The sequence below is a fragment of the Synechococcus sp. 'PEA 65AY6A-5F PE A' genome, assembly GCF_047462575.1.
Taxonomy (GTDB): Bacteria; Cyanobacteriota; Cyanobacteriia; order Thermostichales; family Thermostichaceae; genus Thermostichus.
The window spans coordinates 61,663-77,382 of record NZ_JAOALE010000006.1; the positions used below are offsets into that span (position 1 = coordinate 61,663).

General features: G+C 63.1%; 15 protein-coding genes. 11 read left to right on the forward strand and 4 right to left on the reverse strand.

What is annotated here, in order from left to right:
• Positions 1-34: 34 nt before the first annotated feature.
• Entirely contained in the window at positions 35-598 is a 564-nt protein-coding gene (locus GG26_RS03550) for a phycobiliprotein lyase (RefSeq protein WP_011431579.1), read from the forward strand.
• A gap of 123 nt (positions 599-721) precedes the next feature.
• Positions 722-2,611 (forward strand): AAA family ATPase, encoded by a 1,890-nt coding sequence (locus tag GG26_RS03555; protein WP_099834738.1) that lies wholly within the window; start codon positions 722-724, stop codon positions 2,609-2,611.
• On the opposite strand, the gene glcD is transcribed toward GG26_RS03555, so the two are convergent.
• Positions 2,608-4,098: a glycolate oxidase subunit GlcD gene (gene glcD / locus GG26_RS03560; protein ID WP_414388908.1), complete on the reverse strand. Its 1,491-nt coding sequence runs from the start codon at positions 4,096-4,098 to the stop codon at positions 2,608-2,610. The two genes, GG26_RS03555 and glcD, sit on opposite strands and share 4 nt — an antisense overlap.
• Positions 4,099-4,167: 69 nt before the next feature.
• Here glcD and GG26_RS03565 point away from each other — a divergent pair, with 69 nt between their 5' ends.
• The 4 genes from GG26_RS03565 (at position 4,168) to GG26_RS03580 (ending at position 7,001) form a co-directional block, all read left to right on the forward strand.
• Positions 4,168-5,394, forward strand: coding sequence for a class I SAM-dependent methyltransferase (locus GG26_RS03565; RefSeq protein ID WP_049749799.1), 1,227 nt, complete (start codon positions 4,168-4,170; stop codon positions 5,392-5,394).
• Positions 5,395-5,516: 122 nt separating this feature from the next.
• Positions 5,517-5,717, forward strand: a complete 201-nt coding sequence (rpmI, locus tag GG26_RS03570; RefSeq protein ID WP_414388910.1) for a 50S ribosomal protein L35 — start codon at positions 5,517-5,519, stop codon at positions 5,715-5,717.
• A gap of 122 nt (positions 5,718-5,839) precedes the next feature.
• Entirely contained in the window at positions 5,840-6,196 is a 357-nt protein-coding gene (gene rplT / locus GG26_RS03575; RefSeq protein ID WP_011431584.1) for a 50S ribosomal protein L20, read from the forward strand.
• A 49-nt stretch (positions 6,197-6,245) separates the two neighbouring features.
• The gene (locus tag GG26_RS03580) at positions 6,246-7,001 is read left to right on the forward strand and encodes a transporter substrate-binding domain-containing protein (RefSeq protein ID WP_071813541.1); all 756 of its coding nucleotides are present in this window, start codon (positions 6,246-6,248) and stop codon (positions 6,999-7,001) included.
• On the opposite strand, the gene purH is transcribed toward GG26_RS03580, so the two are convergent.
• Positions 6,998-8,611 carry a bifunctional phosphoribosylaminoimidazolecarboxamide formyltransferase/IMP cyclohydrolase gene (gene purH, locus GG26_RS03585; RefSeq protein WP_011431586.1) on the reverse strand — a complete coding sequence of 538 codons (1,614 nt, stop codon included), beginning with the start codon at positions 8,609-8,611 and terminating at the stop codon, positions 6,998-7,000. The two genes, GG26_RS03580 and purH, sit on opposite strands and share 4 nt — an antisense overlap.
• Before the next feature lie 293 nt (positions 8,612-8,904).
• Here purH and GG26_RS03590 point away from each other — a divergent pair, with 293 nt between their 5' ends.
• Entirely contained in the window at positions 8,905-9,597 is a 693-nt protein-coding gene (locus GG26_RS03590) for a MotA/TolQ/ExbB proton channel family protein (RefSeq protein WP_369781495.1), read from the forward strand.
• A 3-nt stretch (positions 9,598-9,600) separates the two neighbouring features.
• Positions 9,601-10,026, forward strand: coding sequence for an ExbD/TolR family protein (locus tag GG26_RS03595; RefSeq protein WP_011431588.1), 426 nt, complete (start codon positions 9,601-9,603; stop codon positions 10,024-10,026).
• A gap of 33 nt (positions 10,027-10,059) precedes the next feature.
• Here the strand turns inward: GG26_RS03595 and argF are convergent, their stop codons facing one another.
• Both argF and ctpC read right to left on the reverse strand, forming a co-directional pair.
• Positions 10,060-10,977, reverse strand: coding sequence for an ornithine carbamoyltransferase (gene argF / locus GG26_RS03600; protein ID WP_187147178.1), 918 nt, complete (start codon positions 10,975-10,977; stop codon positions 10,060-10,062).
• Between the two features lie 132 nt (positions 10,978-11,109).
• Positions 11,110-12,405, reverse strand: coding sequence for a carboxyl-terminal processing protease CtpC (ctpC, locus tag GG26_RS03605; protein ID WP_011431590.1), 1,296 nt, complete (start codon positions 12,403-12,405; stop codon positions 11,110-11,112).
• A 248-nt stretch (positions 12,406-12,653) separates the two neighbouring features.
• Here ctpC and GG26_RS03610 point away from each other — a divergent pair, with 248 nt between their 5' ends.
• The 3 genes from GG26_RS03610 to GG26_RS03620 all read left to right on the forward strand — a co-directional run bounded on the left by GG26_RS03610 (position 12,654) and on the right by GG26_RS03620 (position 15,716).
• Positions 12,654-14,021, forward strand: coding sequence for a glutamate-5-semialdehyde dehydrogenase (locus tag GG26_RS03610; protein ID WP_414388914.1), 1,368 nt, complete (start codon positions 12,654-12,656; stop codon positions 14,019-14,021).
• A gap of 263 nt (positions 14,022-14,284) precedes the next feature.
• Positions 14,285-14,830 carry an RNA recognition motif domain-containing protein gene (locus GG26_RS03615; protein ID WP_414388916.1) on the forward strand — a complete coding sequence of 182 codons (546 nt, stop codon included), beginning with the start codon at positions 14,285-14,287 and terminating at the stop codon, positions 14,828-14,830.
• Between the two features lie 133 nt (positions 14,831-14,963).
• Positions 14,964-15,716, forward strand: coding sequence for a DsbA family protein (locus GG26_RS03620; RefSeq protein WP_228375373.1), 753 nt, complete (start codon positions 14,964-14,966; stop codon positions 15,714-15,716).
• Positions 15,717-15,720 lie beyond the last annotated feature (4 nt).

The window sequence follows — 15,720 nt, forward strand, 5'->3', positions numbered from 1 at the left end:
CGGTTGTTATCGAGGAGGATCCGCGTCGGCCATGATGACCGTAATGGAGTTTTTTGCCCTCAGCGCTGGCGAGTGGATGTGTCAGCGTACCAGCCATCACTTGGCCTTTCGCCGCTCTGAGGGGGGGAGATCGCGGATGCAAATTGCTACCCTTTCGCCCGCCGATCCGGCAGTTATCCAGGTTTGTGAGCTGTTCAAGGTGGATCCACGGCGGGCCGTGGGGGCGGCGCGAGTGCAGTGGAATGGGGAGCAGGAGTGGGACAACGAAGAGTACAAAGGCGATGTGGTGCTGGTTCCCATTCCCGATCCCGACAACCCCATGCGGGGGCAACTGTTGCGGGATCAGGGCTATGCCGAGAAAGTGCCGGTGGCCGGCACCTACGTCATGGGATCGGACGGCGCCCTCACCCTCTACACCGAGTACGAGATGACCGAGTCGGAGGAGCGCATCTGGTTTGCCAGCCCCAACCTGCGCCTGCGGGCCAGCACCGTCAAGCGCTTCGGCGGCTTCAGCATGGCCTCTTTCTGCTCCGAGGTGCGCAAGCTCTCCGCCAGCCCTTCCCCCATCTCGGCTGTGGCTGAATCCCGCTCTCTCTAGGCTGTGGGCTGACCAGAAAGCTTGCCGGCGCCGGATCCCTGGCTTACTGGGGAGAGCCTCAGCCGGCAAGGGATGGGCTAAAACCTCTGTTGGTGGGTCATTTGTAGACGGAAAACCCGGGCTGTGGCGGATCTAAGCGACTTTATCCAGGGTATTGAGCAGCTCATCGAGCTAGCCCAGAAGCTGGACGAGAAAAAAAACACGGGGGGGCTGCGAACCGAAGTGCGCATCCAGGCCCGATCCCTGGGCAGCTCCATCCCCCCTTCTGGTTCTATCCCCCGCCGCCGCAGTGCCCAGACGGGGGATCCCTCCTGGAGCAGCGAGCCTCAGGTGATGTCCACGTCAGGCTGGCGCGAGCCGCCCAAGGCTGACCCTACGCCTGAGGCCACTGTCGCCGACCCCCCCGGCAGCCCAGACACCTGGCCGGGACCGCGCCTCAAGGATGTGGGGGGGTTGAAGGAACAACTGCAAGCTTTGCGGGAGCTGGTGGAGATCCCCCTCAAGCGGCCCGATCTGCTGGCCAAGTTGGGTTTGGAGCCGCCCCGTGGCGTGCTGTTGGTTGGCCCCCCTGGCACTGGCAAGACCCTGACGGCCCGCGCTTTGGCCGAGAGCCTGGGGGTGAACTACATTGCCCTCGTCGGCCCGGAGCTGATCGGCAAGTACTATGGGGAGGCGGAGGCGCGCCTGCGGCAGGTATTTGAAAAGGCGGCCAAGTCGGCCCCCTGTCTGGTGTTCATCGACGAAATCGACGCCCTTGTGCCCAACCGCGCCGCCGTCGAGGGAGAGGTGGAAAAGCGCCTGGTGGCTCAAATGCTGGGGCTGATGGACGGCTTTGTGGCCCAAAAAGGTGTTGTGGTGCTGGCGGCCACCAACCGGCCCGAGGCCCTGGATCCGGCGCTGCGGCGACCGGGCCGCTTCGACCGCGAGGTCATTTTCAAGGTGCCGGATCGGGAGGGGCGGCGGGAGATCTTGGCCATCCACACCCGCGGCATGCCGCTGGCAGAAGATGTGGACTTGGACAGCCTGGCGGATCAGACGCTGGGCTTTGTGGGGGCAGATCTGCGCGGCCTGTGCCAGGCGGCAGCCTATGCGGCCTTGCGGCGGCAGGTGCCGGATCTGGGATCCCCCATCCCCGACTCCTTGACAGTTTCGGCGGCGGACTTTCAGCAGGCCCTGCAACAGGTGAAGCCGGCGGTGTTGCGCTCAGTGGAAATCGAGTCGCCCCAGGTGAGCTGGGATCAGATCGGCGGCCTGGAGCAGGCCAAGCAGGTTCTGCAGGAGGCCATCGAGGGATCCCTGCTGCACCCGGAGCTGTACGAGCAGGCCCAGGCGCAAGCGCCCAAAGGGATCCTCCTCAGCGGCCCTCCCGGCACCGGCAAGACCCTGCTGGCCAAGGCGATTGCCTCCCAGGCCAAGGCCAACTTCATCGCCGTCTCCGGCCCAGAGCTCTTGAGCAAATGGGTGGGATCCTCCGAGCAGGCGGTGCGAGAGCTCTTTGCCCGCGCCCGCCAGTGCGCTCCTTGCGTGATTTTCATCGACGAGATCGACACCCTGGCGCCGGCGCGGGGCAGCTACTCCGGCGATAGCGGCGTCAGCGACCGCGTTCTGGGGCAACTGCTGGCCGAACTGGACGGGATCCGCCCCAGCCAGGGGGTGTTGGTGGTGGCCGCCACCAACCGCAAAGCCAGCTTGGATCCCGCCCTCACCCGCGCCGGCCGGCTGGAGCTGCACCTGAGTGTGGAGCTGCCGGATCGGGCCGGGCGGCGGGAGATCTTGGCCGTGCACAACCGCAAGCGCCCCCTGGGGCCGGATGTGGATCTGGAAGGATGGGCTGAGCGCACGGAAGGCTGGAGCGGCGCCGATCTGGCTCTCTTGAGCAACCGGGCGGCAATTGCCGCCATTCGCCGCCACCGGGCCACTGCCGAGTCGGTGGATCCCAAGACCCTGGTCATCCGCCAGGAGGACTTTGCCCAGGCCTTTGCCGAGCTGCAGCAGCAGCGCCAGGCCACCTAGAAGACCGGGATCCCTTGCCATTCCGGCTGCCGGTGGGCGTGGGCCGCCTCGCCGCAGGTGCGGGGGGTGGGAAAGATCTTGTCGGGATTGGCGAGGCGCTGCGGGTCGAGCACCTGCCGCACCCACTGCATGCTCTCCAAATCCGTGGGCGTAAACATCTCCGACATGTAGCAGCGCTTGTCGGCCCCGATGCCATGCTCGCCAGAGATGCTGCCTCCTAGACGCACGCAGAGCTTGAGGATCTCACCCCCCAGCTTCTCCACCTGCTCCAGGGATCCCGGCACCGACTCGTCGTAGAGAATCAGCGGATGGAGGTTGCCGTCGCCGGCGTGGAACACATTGGCCACCGGGTAGCCGTACTGGCGGCTGAGGCGCTCGATTTCTTTGAGGACATAGGCTAGCTGGCTGCGGGGGATCACCCCATCCTGGACGTAGTAGTTGGGGCTGAGCTTGCCCATGGCGGCAAAGGCCGCCTTGCGCCCCTTCCACAGCCGTGCCCGCTCTTCTGCATCGACGGCCACCTGCACCTGGCGGGCCCCGTTTTTCAAGCAGAGCGCCCTCACCTGTTGGCCGACTTCCTCCACCTCCAGCTCCAGCCCGTCCACCTCCACCAGCAAGATGGCTGCCGCATCCCGCGGGTAGCAGCCCAACTGCACCACATCCTCCACAGCATTGATGCTGAAGTTGTCCATGATCTCCAGGCCGGCGGGGATGATCCCGGCGGCGATGATGTCGGAAACGGTGGCTCCTGCCGCCTCGACGCTGTCAAAATCCGCCAGCAAAACCTGCACCTGGGCCGGCGCCTTGAGCAAGCGCAGGGTAATCTCGGTAGCAATGCCCAGAGTGCCCTCGGAGCCGACGAACAGGCCCACCCAGTCGTAGCCGGGCATCTCCGGGATCTTGCCCCCCCAGCGCACCACTTCCCCATCCGGCAGCACCACCGTCAGGCCGAGGATGTGGTTGGCCGTCACCCCGTACTTGAGACAGTGGACGCCGCCGGAGTTTTCCGCCACATTGCCGCCGATGGAGCAAACCGACTGGCTGGAGGGATCCGGCGCATAAAAATAGCCCTGGGCGGCCACCGCTTGGGTAATCCAGGCGTTGATTACTCCCGGCTGCACCACCATGCAGCGGTTGTCTAGGTCAATCTCCAGGATCTGTTTCATCAGGGTGGTGGCGATGACGACGCTATTTTCCAGCGGCAGCGCCCCTCCCGAAAGGCCGGTGCCGGATCCCCGCGCCACGAAGGGCACCTGGTAGCGGCTGCACAGCTTCACCACCTGCGCCACCTCCTCCGTGGTGCGCGGCAACACCACCAGAGCCGGCCTTTGCCGGTAGCTGGTCAGCCCGTCGCACTCGTAAACCAGCAGCTCCTCCGGCCTGCTGATCACCCGCCGGGGATCGAGAATTTTTTTGAGCTCAGCCCTCAGTTTGAGCCAATCGAAGGTGAGGCCAGCTTGCAACGGGTGAGAGGAGCGAACAGCCATAGGGGGCGGCAGAACATCTCGTGAGGGGGATATCGTCACTATAGTCTGGATAGTCTGGCCGGAGAGCCTATGCAGTCCCGCAACGCCGAACAGATCCTTGAGCAAGTGCGGCAGCTCTACGACCTCTACCCCTTCCCACCACAGCCCATCGGCACCGTTCCCCCGCCGGGGTGGAACTGGCGCTGGAGCTGGCCCCAGGCCTATGCTTTTTGCACCGGATCCCATCCGGGCCGGCGCAAGGTGCGCATCCTGGATGCCGGCTGCGGCTCTGGGGTAGGGACAGAATACATCGCCCACCAAAACCCGGAAGCGGAGATCTGGGCCTTTGACCTAAGCGGCCGCGCCCTGGAGATTGCCAAGGCCCGCTGCCGGGCTTCCCAGGCGCCGCCGGTGCAGTTTTGCCAGCTCAACGTTTACGACATCGACCAACTGCCGGGGCAGTTCGACTTCATCAACTGCGTGGGCATGCTCCACCACCTGCCGGATCCGCTGGCGGGGCTGCAGGCGCTGGCGAGCAAATTGGCCCCTGGCGGGATCCTGCATTTGTTTGTCTATGGCGAGCTGGGCCGCCACGAAATTCGCCTGATGCAAAAGGCCATCCGCCTACTGGTCGCCGGCTCCGAACACCAGCCCCTGGCTTCCGCAGAACACCTGCAACAAGGGCTACAGGTAGGCCGCCGCCTCTTCCGGATTTTGCCGGAGAGCAACCGCATCCAGCAGCAGGAACGCGCCCGCTGGGCCGTTGAGAACGTGGACGACGAATGCTTTGCCGACATGTACCTGCACCCGCAGGAAGTGGACTACAACATTGAGACCCTGTTTGAGCTGATCCGCGCCTCCGGGCTGCAGTTTTTGCGCTTTTCCAACCCGGAGTTCTGGCGGCTGGAACGGGTGTTGGGCCAGGATGAGGCCCTGCTGGCCCAGGCGGCTCAACTGCCAGAGCCGGAGCGCTACCGCCTGATCGAGCTGCTGGATCCGGTGGTGGCCCACTACGAGCTCTTCCTCGGCAAGCCTCCCCTCCCCCGCTGGGAATGGACCAGTCCGGAGGCGGTGGCCTCGGCTGTTGCCCACCTCAGCCCATGTCTAGGCCTGTGGCCGGGCCGGAGCATCTTCAACTACGCCTACGAGGCAATCTCCCTCAGCGAGGAAGCCTTCGCCTTCCTGCAGCAGGTGGACGGGATCCGCACCGTCCAAGCCCTTCAAGACAGCCTGGAGTCTCCCCTGGGCTGGCCGCAGTTGCAGCAGTTGCTGCGCTGGCAAGTGCTGCTCTTGGAGCCACGGGAGGGCTGTCTTTGAGTGCCTCTGAGCAAATGTGGGCAGCCAAGACCGGTGGCAGCATTTGCCTTCTTGGACTTTCCTGCTCTATGCTGGGAGGCTGTGACCTTTTCTCCAGCCCCACCCATTCTGGGGGTACTGCCATGCCCAAAATCAAAACTCGCAAGGCAGCCGCCAAGCGCTTTCGCCTCACCGGCAGCGGCAAGTTTATGCGCCGCCGGGCCGGGCACAACCACCTACTTGAGCACAAAACCAGCAACCGTAAGCGCAAGCTGGCAGGTGTAGCCCTGGTAAGCAAGCAGGATCTGGCCAATCTGCGCCTGATGCTGCCCAACACCCACTAGCTGGGTCCTGTTCGCGCTACGCGCCGCTTCCCCGACGCCTCGGCACGTTGGGGACGGGTTGAAGTCTCAAGGTTTGCCGGGGGCTCGCCAACTTCTATATCCGTCTGTATTGGGTTACTGCCATGAGAGTCAAACGCGGCAATGTTGCCCGCAAGCGTCGTAAGAAGATCCTCAAGCTAGCCAAAGGCTTTCGAGGAGCCGGCTCCAAGCTGTTCCGCACTGCCAACCAGCAGGTGATGAAGGCTCTGCGCAGCGCCTACCGGGATCGCCGGCGCAAGAAGCGGGATTTTCGCCGCCTGTGGATTGCCCGCATCAACGCGGCCACCCGCGCCCAGGGCCTGCGCTACAGCGAGTTCATCGACGGCCTCAAAAAAGGCAATATCCAACTGAACCGCAAAATGCTGGCCCGCTTGGCCTTCCTGGATCCAGAAGCCTTTACCCAAGTGGTGGAAGCAGCTCGCCAGGCCCGCGCCTCCTAAAGAGATGGGGTCTCGGTCTCCGTTGGCCGCAGCAATCCAGAGGTCTTGCATGGCAGCCGGCCTGGCCTTGGCTTGCTTGGGGAGGGGGATCCCTGCAGCTGCCCGCCCCTGGCCAGAGATTGTGCGTTCGGGTCAGGTGCGAATTGCGGTCAAAGACAACCTGAGGCCGTTGGGCTTTCGCGATCCCATGGGCAAGCTGCAGGGGTTTGAGATCGAGCTGGCCCGCGAGCTGGGATCCCGGCTCTTGGGATCCGCGGAGGCGGTGGAGCTGGTGCCGGTAGCCAACGTGAAGCGGCTGCAGGCAGTGGCCGCTGGGGAGGTAGATCTGGCTATTGCCCAGCTTGGCATTACGCCGGATCGGGCGCGACAAGTGGAGTTTACCTCGCCCTACTATCAGGATGGCCCCAGCTTGGTTGTGGCCCGTTCCCACAACTGGGAAAGGTGGTCGGATGTGGGCGGCGCGCGGATTGCCGTCCTGCGCGGATCGGCTGCTATTCCTTACCTCCAGCGCTACCTCCCAGGGGTTGAGTTGGTGGCGGTGGATTCCTACCGGGAAGGGGCGGAATTGCTCCTAAAGGGAGCGGTGCAGGCCTGGGCAGCGGATCGCTCGGTGCTGGCAGGGTGGCTGGCGGAGCACCCCCAGTTTCAGTTTTTGGGATCCCCGTTGGCGGCGGTGGGGCTGGGCATTGCCCTGCCCAAGGGGCTGGAGCATGCTGAATTGCGGCTGCGGGTGCGCCGCGAGCTGGAGAACCTGCGCGCTGAGGGCTGGCTGGCGGAGCGGGCCAGAGCCTGGGGTCTGCCCTAGTGCAAAAAGTGACGGATGCCAGTGCAGACCATGGCGATCCCAGCAGCATTGGCAGCAGCAATGGAATCGGCATCGCGGAGACTGCCTCCCGGCTGGATGATGGCGCGGATCCCAGCACGGGCTGCCGCCTCCACACTGTCGGCAAAGGGGAAAAAGCCGTCGCTGGCCAAAACCGCTCCTGCTGCCTGCGAGCCGGCCTGGCGAAGGGCAATCTCGACGGCGCCTACCCGGTTCATCTGGCCTGCGCCAATGCCGAGGGTCTGCCCCTGCCGGGCAACGACGATGGCGTTGGATTTCACGTGTTTGCAGACCGTCCAGGCAAACTCCAGATCCGCCCACTCTTCCGGTGTCGGCTGGCGCTCGCTCACCACCCGCCAGGACGGGCGGCGGTCGGATCCCTGGGCCAAGTCAGCCTCCTGCACCAGGAAGCCCCCAGCCAGGGTGCGAACGGTTTGGGCCGGCCCAACCGCAAAGTCCGGCAGAACCAAAAGCCGCAAGTTCTTTTTGGCTGCCAGTTGCTCAGCCGCCTCGGGGGTGCAGTCCGGGACAACCACGCATTCCAAAAAGGGCTCCGCCAGCCGCCGGGCAGCCTCCCCATCCAAGGTTTGGTTGAGGGCGACAATGCCCCCGAAGGCGGAAACGGGATCGGCGGCCAAAGCCGCCTCAAAAGCGGCAGCCAGAGTTGGGCGAACGGCTACCCCACAGGGGTTGTTGTGCTTGACAATCACCGCCACCGCTGGCCTAGGGCCGTTGGCCAGCCCTAGGCTCAGTTCTGCCGCCAGGGCGCGGGCCGCCTCTAGATCCAGCAGGTTGTTGTAGCTGAGCTCCTTCCCCTGCAACTGTTTGGCCCGATGCCAGCCGGGAGCAGCCGCATCCACCACATACCAGGTGGCGGCTTGGTGGGGATTTTCCCCGTAGCGCAGGCGTTGCCAAGGGATCCCTTGCAGTTGAAAAACCTGCTCGGCAGCGGTTGCAGGAGCTGGAGCTTGAGAGGGGCGGGACAGCTCTGAGCGAGTTAGGTAGTCGACAATGGCGCGGTCGTAGGCCAGTACCTGCTCGAAGGCGCGGCGGGCACACTGGAAGCGAAAGGCCAGCCGCTCCGCCTCGCTGGAGGGGCTAGAGAGCAATTGCAAATACTGAGGGTACTGGCTGGGATCGGTGAGCACGGTAACGTGGGGATAATTCTTGGCTGCCGCCCGCGCCAGCGTCGGCCCGCCGATGTCGATCTGTTCAAAAGCCTCCTCCAGCGACACCCCTGCCCGGGCCACCGTCTGCTCGAAAGGATAGAAATTGACCACCACCAACTGGATGGGAGGGATCCCCAGCGCCTCCAGATCCGCCCGGTCTTCGCGGCGCTCCAGGCGGGCCAGAATGCCCCCGTGAATGCGGGGGTGCAGCGTTTTTACCCGTCCCCCCAAGATCTCCGGCGCGCCGGTATGCTCCGAAACAGGGGTGACCGGGATCCCAGCTTCTGACAGCGCCTTGGCTGTGCCTCCGCTGCTGAGCAGCTGAAAGCCGTGCTCCTGCACGAGGGCCTGGGCCAGCGGGATCAGGCCGGTCTTATCGGAGACACTTAGGAGAGCCAAAGGTGGGAAGGGCTGAGCAGACATCGGTTGTTAGCGATCTCAAGAGAGCAGAGTTGCCTAGGAGATCCCAACAGGTGGAGATCCCACGCCCCAGCATAGCGCCCCTGCCGGGAGGGGGATAGGAGGTTGTTGCCACTACTGAGAGGTCGGAGAGGTGGCTGGGGTTCACGTGGGATGATCCAGGATGCCAGAAGGTGCAATTCCAGCCACTCAAAAGGGATCCCAGCCCTGCCGAGAAAGTGCTATGACAAGATGAGCGTGAATTGCCGCTAGAAGGGGGTAACTAGGATCGTATGGATAGAGTCTTGCAGCTCCTGATCCAGGGTTGGTACTATTCCATCCCCCTGTTGACGTTCTCAGTCTTCTCGGTGGCCTGTTGCATCGAGCGGGCCTTGTTTTGGTGGAAAGTCACCCACCGGCAGGAGGAGGTGGTGCGGCAAGCCCTGAGCCAGTACCGCCGCAACCCACGCGCTGCCCAGTACCTGCTGGAGCAAAATGCGGATCTCCCCATTGCCCGCATCTTTTTGGCCGGCCTGGAGCTGAACGAAGCCAGCCCCGAAGATTTTAAGCTGGCCCTGGAGACAGCCTTGGCGGCAGAGGTGCCCCTGCTGAAGCGCTTCAATACGGTCTTCGACACCGTCATTACCGTTGCCCCCTTCCTGGGCCTGCTGGGCACCGTTACCGGCATCATCCAGATCCTCAGCTCCATCCAACTGGGGGATATCGGCGGCACCGATACGCAAGGGGTAGGGCAGGGGATCGCCGAAGCCCTCTACTCGACCGCTTTTGGGCTGATCGTGGCCATTCCCACCTTGCTAATCTCCAACGTCTTCCGCTCTCTGTACCTGCGGCAGCTCTCCAAGATCCAGGAGTACGGCGGCGAGCTGGAGTTGCTGCATCGCCAGCGGCAAGAGATGCAAGCCCAACAGCTTTCCCAGTATTCTTACGCCAAGCCCAGCCCCAGCGGCAGCTCCACTCTTCCTCCCTACTCCCCCCTTGAGCCCTCCTAGCCTATGCGCATCCCCGAAGAAAACTTTCGATCCGGCGAGATCAACATCGTGCCCCTGATCGATGTCATCTTCTCGATCTTGGTGTTTTTCGTCATCGCCAGCCTGGTGCTTACCCGCTCGGAGGCCCTCGATGTCAATTTGCCAGAGGCCTCCACAGCCGAAGCCCGCCGCCAGCCAGACGTTACGGTGAGCATCACCGCTGAAGGCCAAATTGCCGTCAACCGCAAGGCGATTGCCAATCTTGCCGCCCTGATCCCAGAGGTGGAACGCGTCCTGGCCGAGAAGCCGGCTGAAGGGCGCCGCCTGGTGGTGATCAACGCCGATTTGGCTCTCTCCCACGGCAAGGTGGTGGAGGTGATGGATACCCTGCAGCGACTGCCCAACGTCAGCCTGGCCATCGCTGCCCGCCGCCCTGCCAATAACCGTTGACAGGCTCCCCTCTGGGGCCGGGGGTGAGGGCCATCACCCTGCCCCCAGCAGTTGGATCAGGAGCGCTTTTTGCACGTGGAGGCGATTTTCTGCTTGATCCCACACCCGGGACTGGGATCCCTCCAAGACCTCGGCGGTGATCTCCTCTTCCCGGTGCGCGGGCAGGCAGTGGAGCACAATGGCCTCGCGAGCCGCCTGTTTCAGCAGCTTAGCATTGACCTGGTAGGGCAGGAAGTCGGCTTTGCGCGCCTCGGCCTGGTCTTCTTGGCCCATGCTGGCCCACACGTCGGTATAGACCACCTGGGCTCCCGCGACCGCTTCGTAGGGATCCCGCAACACCCACACCTGCGATCCCTGGGCCAAGGCTTGCGCTTCTGCTACTACTGCCGCATCTGGCTCGTAGCCGGGGGGGGTGGCGACGCGGATGTGGATCCCGCTCATGGCACAGCCCAGCAGCAGGGAATGGGCAACATTATTGCCGTCGCCGCAATAGGCCAAGGTCAGGCCCGCCAGTTGGCCGAAGTTCTCCTGGATGGTGAGCAGATCGGCCAAAACTTGGCAGGGGTGAAACTGATCCGTGAGGGCGTTGATCACGGGGATCTCGGCATATTCGGCAAAGATTTCCAGCTCCCGCTGGTTGTAGGTGCGAATGGCAATGGCGTCCAGGTAGCGGGAGAGAACGCGGGCCGTATCCTGCAGAGGCTCGCCGCGGCTCATCTGCATCGCCGTCGGCACCAGATCTAGGGTGCTGCCCCCGCACTGGGCCATGGCAGCGGTAAAGCTGACGCGGGTGCGGGTAGAAGCCTTCTGAAACAACAGCCCCAGCACCCGGCCGCGCAGATCCACCCGATAGGGATCCCGCTTCAGTTGCGCCGCTTGGACCAGCAAGGCCGCTAGCTCCGCCGGGCTCAGGTCGCTGAGTTTGAGCAGATCCCGCCCGGCTAAGTTGATGGATCCTACAGCTTGCAACCCCGCCATCGCGCTTCACCGCCTCCGCAAACAACTTCCGGCCCGCGCTGCTGCCTGCTCGCCAGCGCAAGGCCGCTACTCAGCAAGGTCTCGCAGCCTGGGCCCCAACGCTGGCTAGAGGGAAGAGGAACGCATTGGCTCCTTGGCCTGTTGCTGGCGGGCCGAGATCTGCGCCTGGAGGGCCTGGATAGCGGCGGCATATTGCGGGTCGGCGGGAGTCGCCACCAACTCGCGATCCCGGCTGAGGCGATTGAGATCTTCTTCGGACAGTTCCACGACAATGTCAGGGGTGATGCCTTTGTGATCGATATCGGTGCCTTTGGGGGTGCGATAGCGGGCGATGGTCACCGCCAGGCCCGACCCATCGGAGAGGGGATGCACCGACTGCACTAGGCCCTTGCCAAAGGTTTGCGTGCCCACGATCACGGCGCGCCGGTTATCCTGCAAAGCCCCCGACAAGATCTCGCTGGCGCTGGCGGATCCTCCATCCACCAAGACAGCCAAAGGCTTGTCGGTGAGGGCGCTGTTGTTGGCCGTGAGGCGATCCTGCTCCCCTTGCCGGTTCACCGTCGAGACAATGCTGCCCCGGTCGATCCACATGCGGGCGATCTCGGCGCTGGAGTAGAGCAGCCCCCCCGGATTGGCCCTCAGATCCAGCACATAGGCGGCCACCCCTTGTTTCTCCAGCTCGCGAATGGCCTGGCGCACCTTGTCGGCGGCATTGCCGGAAAACTGGGTGATGCGGATGTAGCCAATGGGCAGGCCATTTTCCTGGTGAACCGCATAGCGCACGGTGGCCAGCTCAATTCTCTCCCGCACCAGGTCGAACACCTTCAGCCCTTCCCCCTCGCGGCGGATGGTCAGCCGCACCCGTGTGCCCGGCTCGCCGCGAATGAGGCTGACGGCGGTGTTGGTGTCCATCCCTTCGGTGGATTTGTCGTCGATGCGCACGATTACATCTTTGGACTTGATCCCGGCCCGGTCGGCGGGGGATCCTTCGATGGGGGAGATCACCACCAGCTCGTTGGTCTCTTGATCCATGCCCAGCGTGATCCCCACCCCGGTCAGCTCACCGGATGTGTCAATTTGCATGCTGGCGAACTGGTCGGGATCCAAGAAGCGGGTGTAGGGATCGTTCAGTTTCTTCAGGGCTTCGCGAATGGCTGCATAGGCATCTTCTCGGGTGGCATATTCTCGGCTGAGCAGATCCCGCCGCACCGCCTCCCAGTCGACGGAGTTGAAGGAAGGGTCGACGTATTCGCGATTAACAATCTGCCAAACTTCGTCCACCACTTCCTTGGGATCCCGGCGAAACCCTGCCCAACCCGGCATGGATAGCTGCACCCCGACAAGCGACACGGCTGTGACCACTGCAGCCGTTGCACTCACCACAAACCCACGCTTTCTCATTGGCTCTCCTGGAAGACAAGGTCTAAAAGTCGAGGTTAATCTCCAGCTTTTGGGGGTTTCGCCCAGAGGCTCTTCCCTGCCCCAACTTTATCTCAGGGACAAAGCAGTGCTGCCTGCCCCAGCCGGTGGTATCCAAAGTTTGGTAGGCTGCAAATGGTACAGCCCAACTGTGCCCAACGTAGCACAGGGATCCCTGCAAAGGTGCTCTCGCGATCACATTTGCAAAGGCGCTTTTTCTTCTGGAGTCCATGTCTCTTGTAACCGACTCTCCCAGCCTGCCGGAAGCTGCTGCTGACTCGCCCCTGCTGGCCCAGGTGCAGTTGGCTCGCGCTGCCGCTCGACGCACGGCTACCTTGCCCACTGCCATTAAAAATGCCGCCCTAGAGGCCATGGCCACCGCTTTGCTGGAACACCAAGAGGCCATCTTGGCAGCCAACCAGGCGGATTTGGAGCAGGCAGCGGAGCAGGTCAAGGCCGGTGAGCTGTCCGCCTCGGCCTACGCCCGCTTGAAGTTGGACGCCCAGAAATTGGCCGACGCGGTGGCCGGGGTGCGGCAGGTGCTGCGGCTGCCGGATCCGGTGGGGCAGGCCTTGCTGATCCGGGAACTGGATGAGGGGCTGGTGCTGGAGCGGCGCACCTACCCTCTGGGAGTGCTGGGGGTGATCTTCGAGTCGCGGCCCGATGCTCTGGTGCAAATTGCCGCCCTGGCGGTGAAAACCGGCAACAGCGTCCTGCTCAAGGGTGGCTTGGAGGCGCTCTGCTCCTGCCAGGCATTGATGGCGGCCATCCAGGCGGGGCTGCAGCAGATCCCCGAGTTTCCCCAGGGATCTTTGCAGTTGCTCACCAGCCGTGCCGAGGTCAAGGCCCTGCTGCAACTGGAAGGGCTGGTGGATCTCATCATCCCCCGCGGCTCCAGCAGCTTTGTCCGCTACATCATGGAAAATACCCGCATCCCGGTGCTGGGCCATGCCGATGGCCTCTGCCACTTGTACGTAGATCGGGCTGCCGATGTGGACATGGCGGTGAGGCTAACCCTGGACAGCAAAACCCAGTACCCCGCCGCCTGCAACGCCATCGAAACCCTGCTGGTGCACGCAGAGATCGCCCCCCGGTTTTTGCCCCTGGCCGTGCAGGCGCTGCGCGAGAAGGGGGTGGAGTTGCGCGGGGATCCCCGCTGCCGCCAACTGGTGCCCGATCTGATCCCGGCCAGCGAGGCCGACTGGCGCACGGAGTACGCCGACCTGATTCTGGCCATCAAAATGGTGGATTCTCTCGACGAAGCCATTGCCCACATCGAGCGGTACGGATCCCGCCATACCGAGGCCATCGTGACCGAAGATGCCGCCGCTGCCCAGCGCTTCCTCGACGAAGTGGACGCAGCAGGGGTCTTTCACAATGCCTCCACCCGCTTTGCCGATGGCTTTCGCTACGGCTTGGGGGCAGAAGTGGGCATCAGCACCCAAAAGCTGCCGCCGCGCGGCCCGGTGGGTTTGGAGGGCTTGGTGACCTACCGCTACCAACTGCGAGGGCGAGGCCATCTTGTAGCCGACTATACAGGCCCCCAGGCCCGACCTTTTCAACATCGAGATCGCCTGAACACCACCGGTTTGTCTTAGGGATCAGGGCCTGCTGCAGCGGCCGACTGTACAAAGCAATCCATGACGGAAACCGTTCTGCTCGTCTGGGTGGCTCCAAGTTAAGGTAAATTAGAAGATAGCCTTGTGATTTGCAAAGGTTGTGCTTTGTGCCCCGCTGTGGTGCAACAATAGACCACCGAAGGCTACTGGGTTTTGAAATTTGCTGTCGGCTTGAGCGCCTTTGACCTAGCACCTTGCTTTTTGGCTGCCTTTTGTTATTTCGATAGGAGCTTCGCTGCATCATGCCCGTTCGTCTGTATGTCGGAAATCTGCCGGAAGAGGTGGATCGTCAGGCATTGGAGAAGCTCTTTAGCTCTGCAGGTGAGGTCATTTCCACCAAGGTGATTCGGGATCGGCGGACAGGCAAATGTCGCGGCTTCGGGTTTGTAACCGTGAGCACCGAAGAGCAGGCGCAGCAGTACATCGAAAAGTTCAACGGCCACAGCTTTGGCGATGTCAACCTGCGCATCGAGATTGCCCAGCGGCGGGAGAAACGGGAAGACGCCGAAGCCAGGGCAGCAGCCTCCAGCTCCCCAGCTAAGGAGTCTGCCAAAGATGCTGGCAAGGATTCTAGGGCGCCCGGGGATCCTGAGCCCCGAGGTTCTTCCAAAGGCTCCAAAGAGTCTGGGGAAAAGTCCGCTCCCAGCAAAAAGCAACGCCAGCGGGGCAACAAAGCGAGTGGAGGCAATGTCGTTGCCGAGACTGAAGGGGCCTTTGAGCCGGATCCCCGTTGGGCCAGTCAGTTGCAGCGGATTAAGGAGCAGCTTCTCCAAGCGACCAACTCCTGATCCCCCCAAAAGCGTGGTGGACATCGCCGCCATCTGGCGTTAGCCTGGTTGAGCTGTACAGCTCTGGGCATACTCGAGAGGGGGTTTTGGGATGGATAGTCTGGCAAGGGTTTTTCGCGCGTGGGGACAGTGCTTGGCCAAAGCTGGGTTCCTCGGCGCGCTGCTGGTTTGGCTGGGGATGAGCAGCGTTGTCCAAGTTGCCCTCGCAGCTCCAGCCGATTTGGAGGAGCAGGTGCTGCAGATCATTCGCAAGCACCCCCAGGTGATCCTGGAGGCGGTGCAGGAGTACCAGCAGCGGCAGTACCAAGAGCAGCAGCAACAACAGCAGAAGTTGGCGGAAGAATTTGGCCGGCAGTTGCGGGAGAACCCGCGTGCCGTCATCGGAGACTCTCCTCAACTGGGATCCGACGCTTTGCGGTTGGTGTTGGTGGAGTTTTCCGATTTTCAATGTCCCTTCTGCGCCCGCGCCCACGACACCCTCAAACAGTTCATGGCCGAGCACGGGAATGAGGTGACCTTGGTGTACAAGCACCTGCCCTTGACCAGCATCCACCCGGAGGCGATGGCGGCGGCTCGCGCGGCCTGGGCTGCCCACCGTCAGGGCAAGTTCTGGGAGTTCCACGACGAGCTGTTTGCCAACCAATCCCAGCTTGGGGATGAATTTTATGTAGCTACCGCCGAGAAGTTGGGCCTAAATGTGGAGAAATTCAATCGGGATCGGCGCAGCCGGGCGGCGGAGCGCGCCATTCAGCGAGATATGGATCTGGCCTCTCAACTGGGCATCGGCGGCACCCCTCATTTCATCTTGAACGGCCTTTCTTTTTCGGGGGCGCAGCCTTTGGAGGTGTTTGAGCAGACGCTGCAACAGGCCAAGCAAGCCCTCTAGCCCG

Bases quoted from the DNA above. Each gene is read 5' to 3' on its own strand.
- GG26_RS03550 (WP_011431579.1), top strand. From the start codon at position 35: ATGACCGTAATGGAGTTTTTTGCCCTCAGCGCTGGCGAGTGGATGTGT.
- glcD (WP_414388908.1), bottom strand. From the start codon at position 4,098: ATGGCTGTTCGCTCCTCTCACCCGTTGCAAGCTGGCCTCACCTTCGAT.
- GG26_RS03565 (WP_049749799.1), top strand. From the start codon at position 4,168: ATGCAGTCCCGCAACGCCGAACAGATCCTTGAGCAAGTGCGGCAGCTC.
- rpmI (WP_414388910.1), top strand. From the start codon at position 5,517: ATGCCCAAAATCAAAACTCGCAAGGCAGCCGCCAAGCGCTTTCGCCTC.
- rplT (WP_011431584.1), top strand. From the start codon at position 5,840: ATGAGAGTCAAACGCGGCAATGTTGCCCGCAAGCGTCGTAAGAAGATC.
- GG26_RS03580 (WP_071813541.1), top strand. From the start codon at position 6,246: ATGGCAGCCGGCCTGGCCTTGGCTTGCTTGGGGAGGGGGATCCCTGCA.
- purH (WP_011431586.1), bottom strand. From the start codon at position 8,611: ATGTCTGCTCAGCCCTTCCCACCTTTGGCTCTCCTAAGTGTCTCCGAT.
- GG26_RS03595 (WP_011431588.1), top strand. From the start codon at position 9,601: ATGCGCATCCCCGAAGAAAACTTTCGATCCGGCGAGATCAACATCGTG.
- ctpC (WP_011431590.1), bottom strand. From the start codon at position 12,405: ATGAGAAAGCGTGGGTTTGTGGTGAGTGCAACGGCTGCAGTGGTCACA.
- GG26_RS03610 (WP_414388914.1), top strand. From the start codon at position 12,654: ATGTCTCTTGTAACCGACTCTCCCAGCCTGCCGGAAGCTGCTGCTGAC.
- GG26_RS03615 (WP_414388916.1), top strand. From the start codon at position 14,285: ATGCCCGTTCGTCTGTATGTCGGAAATCTGCCGGAAGAGGTGGATCGT.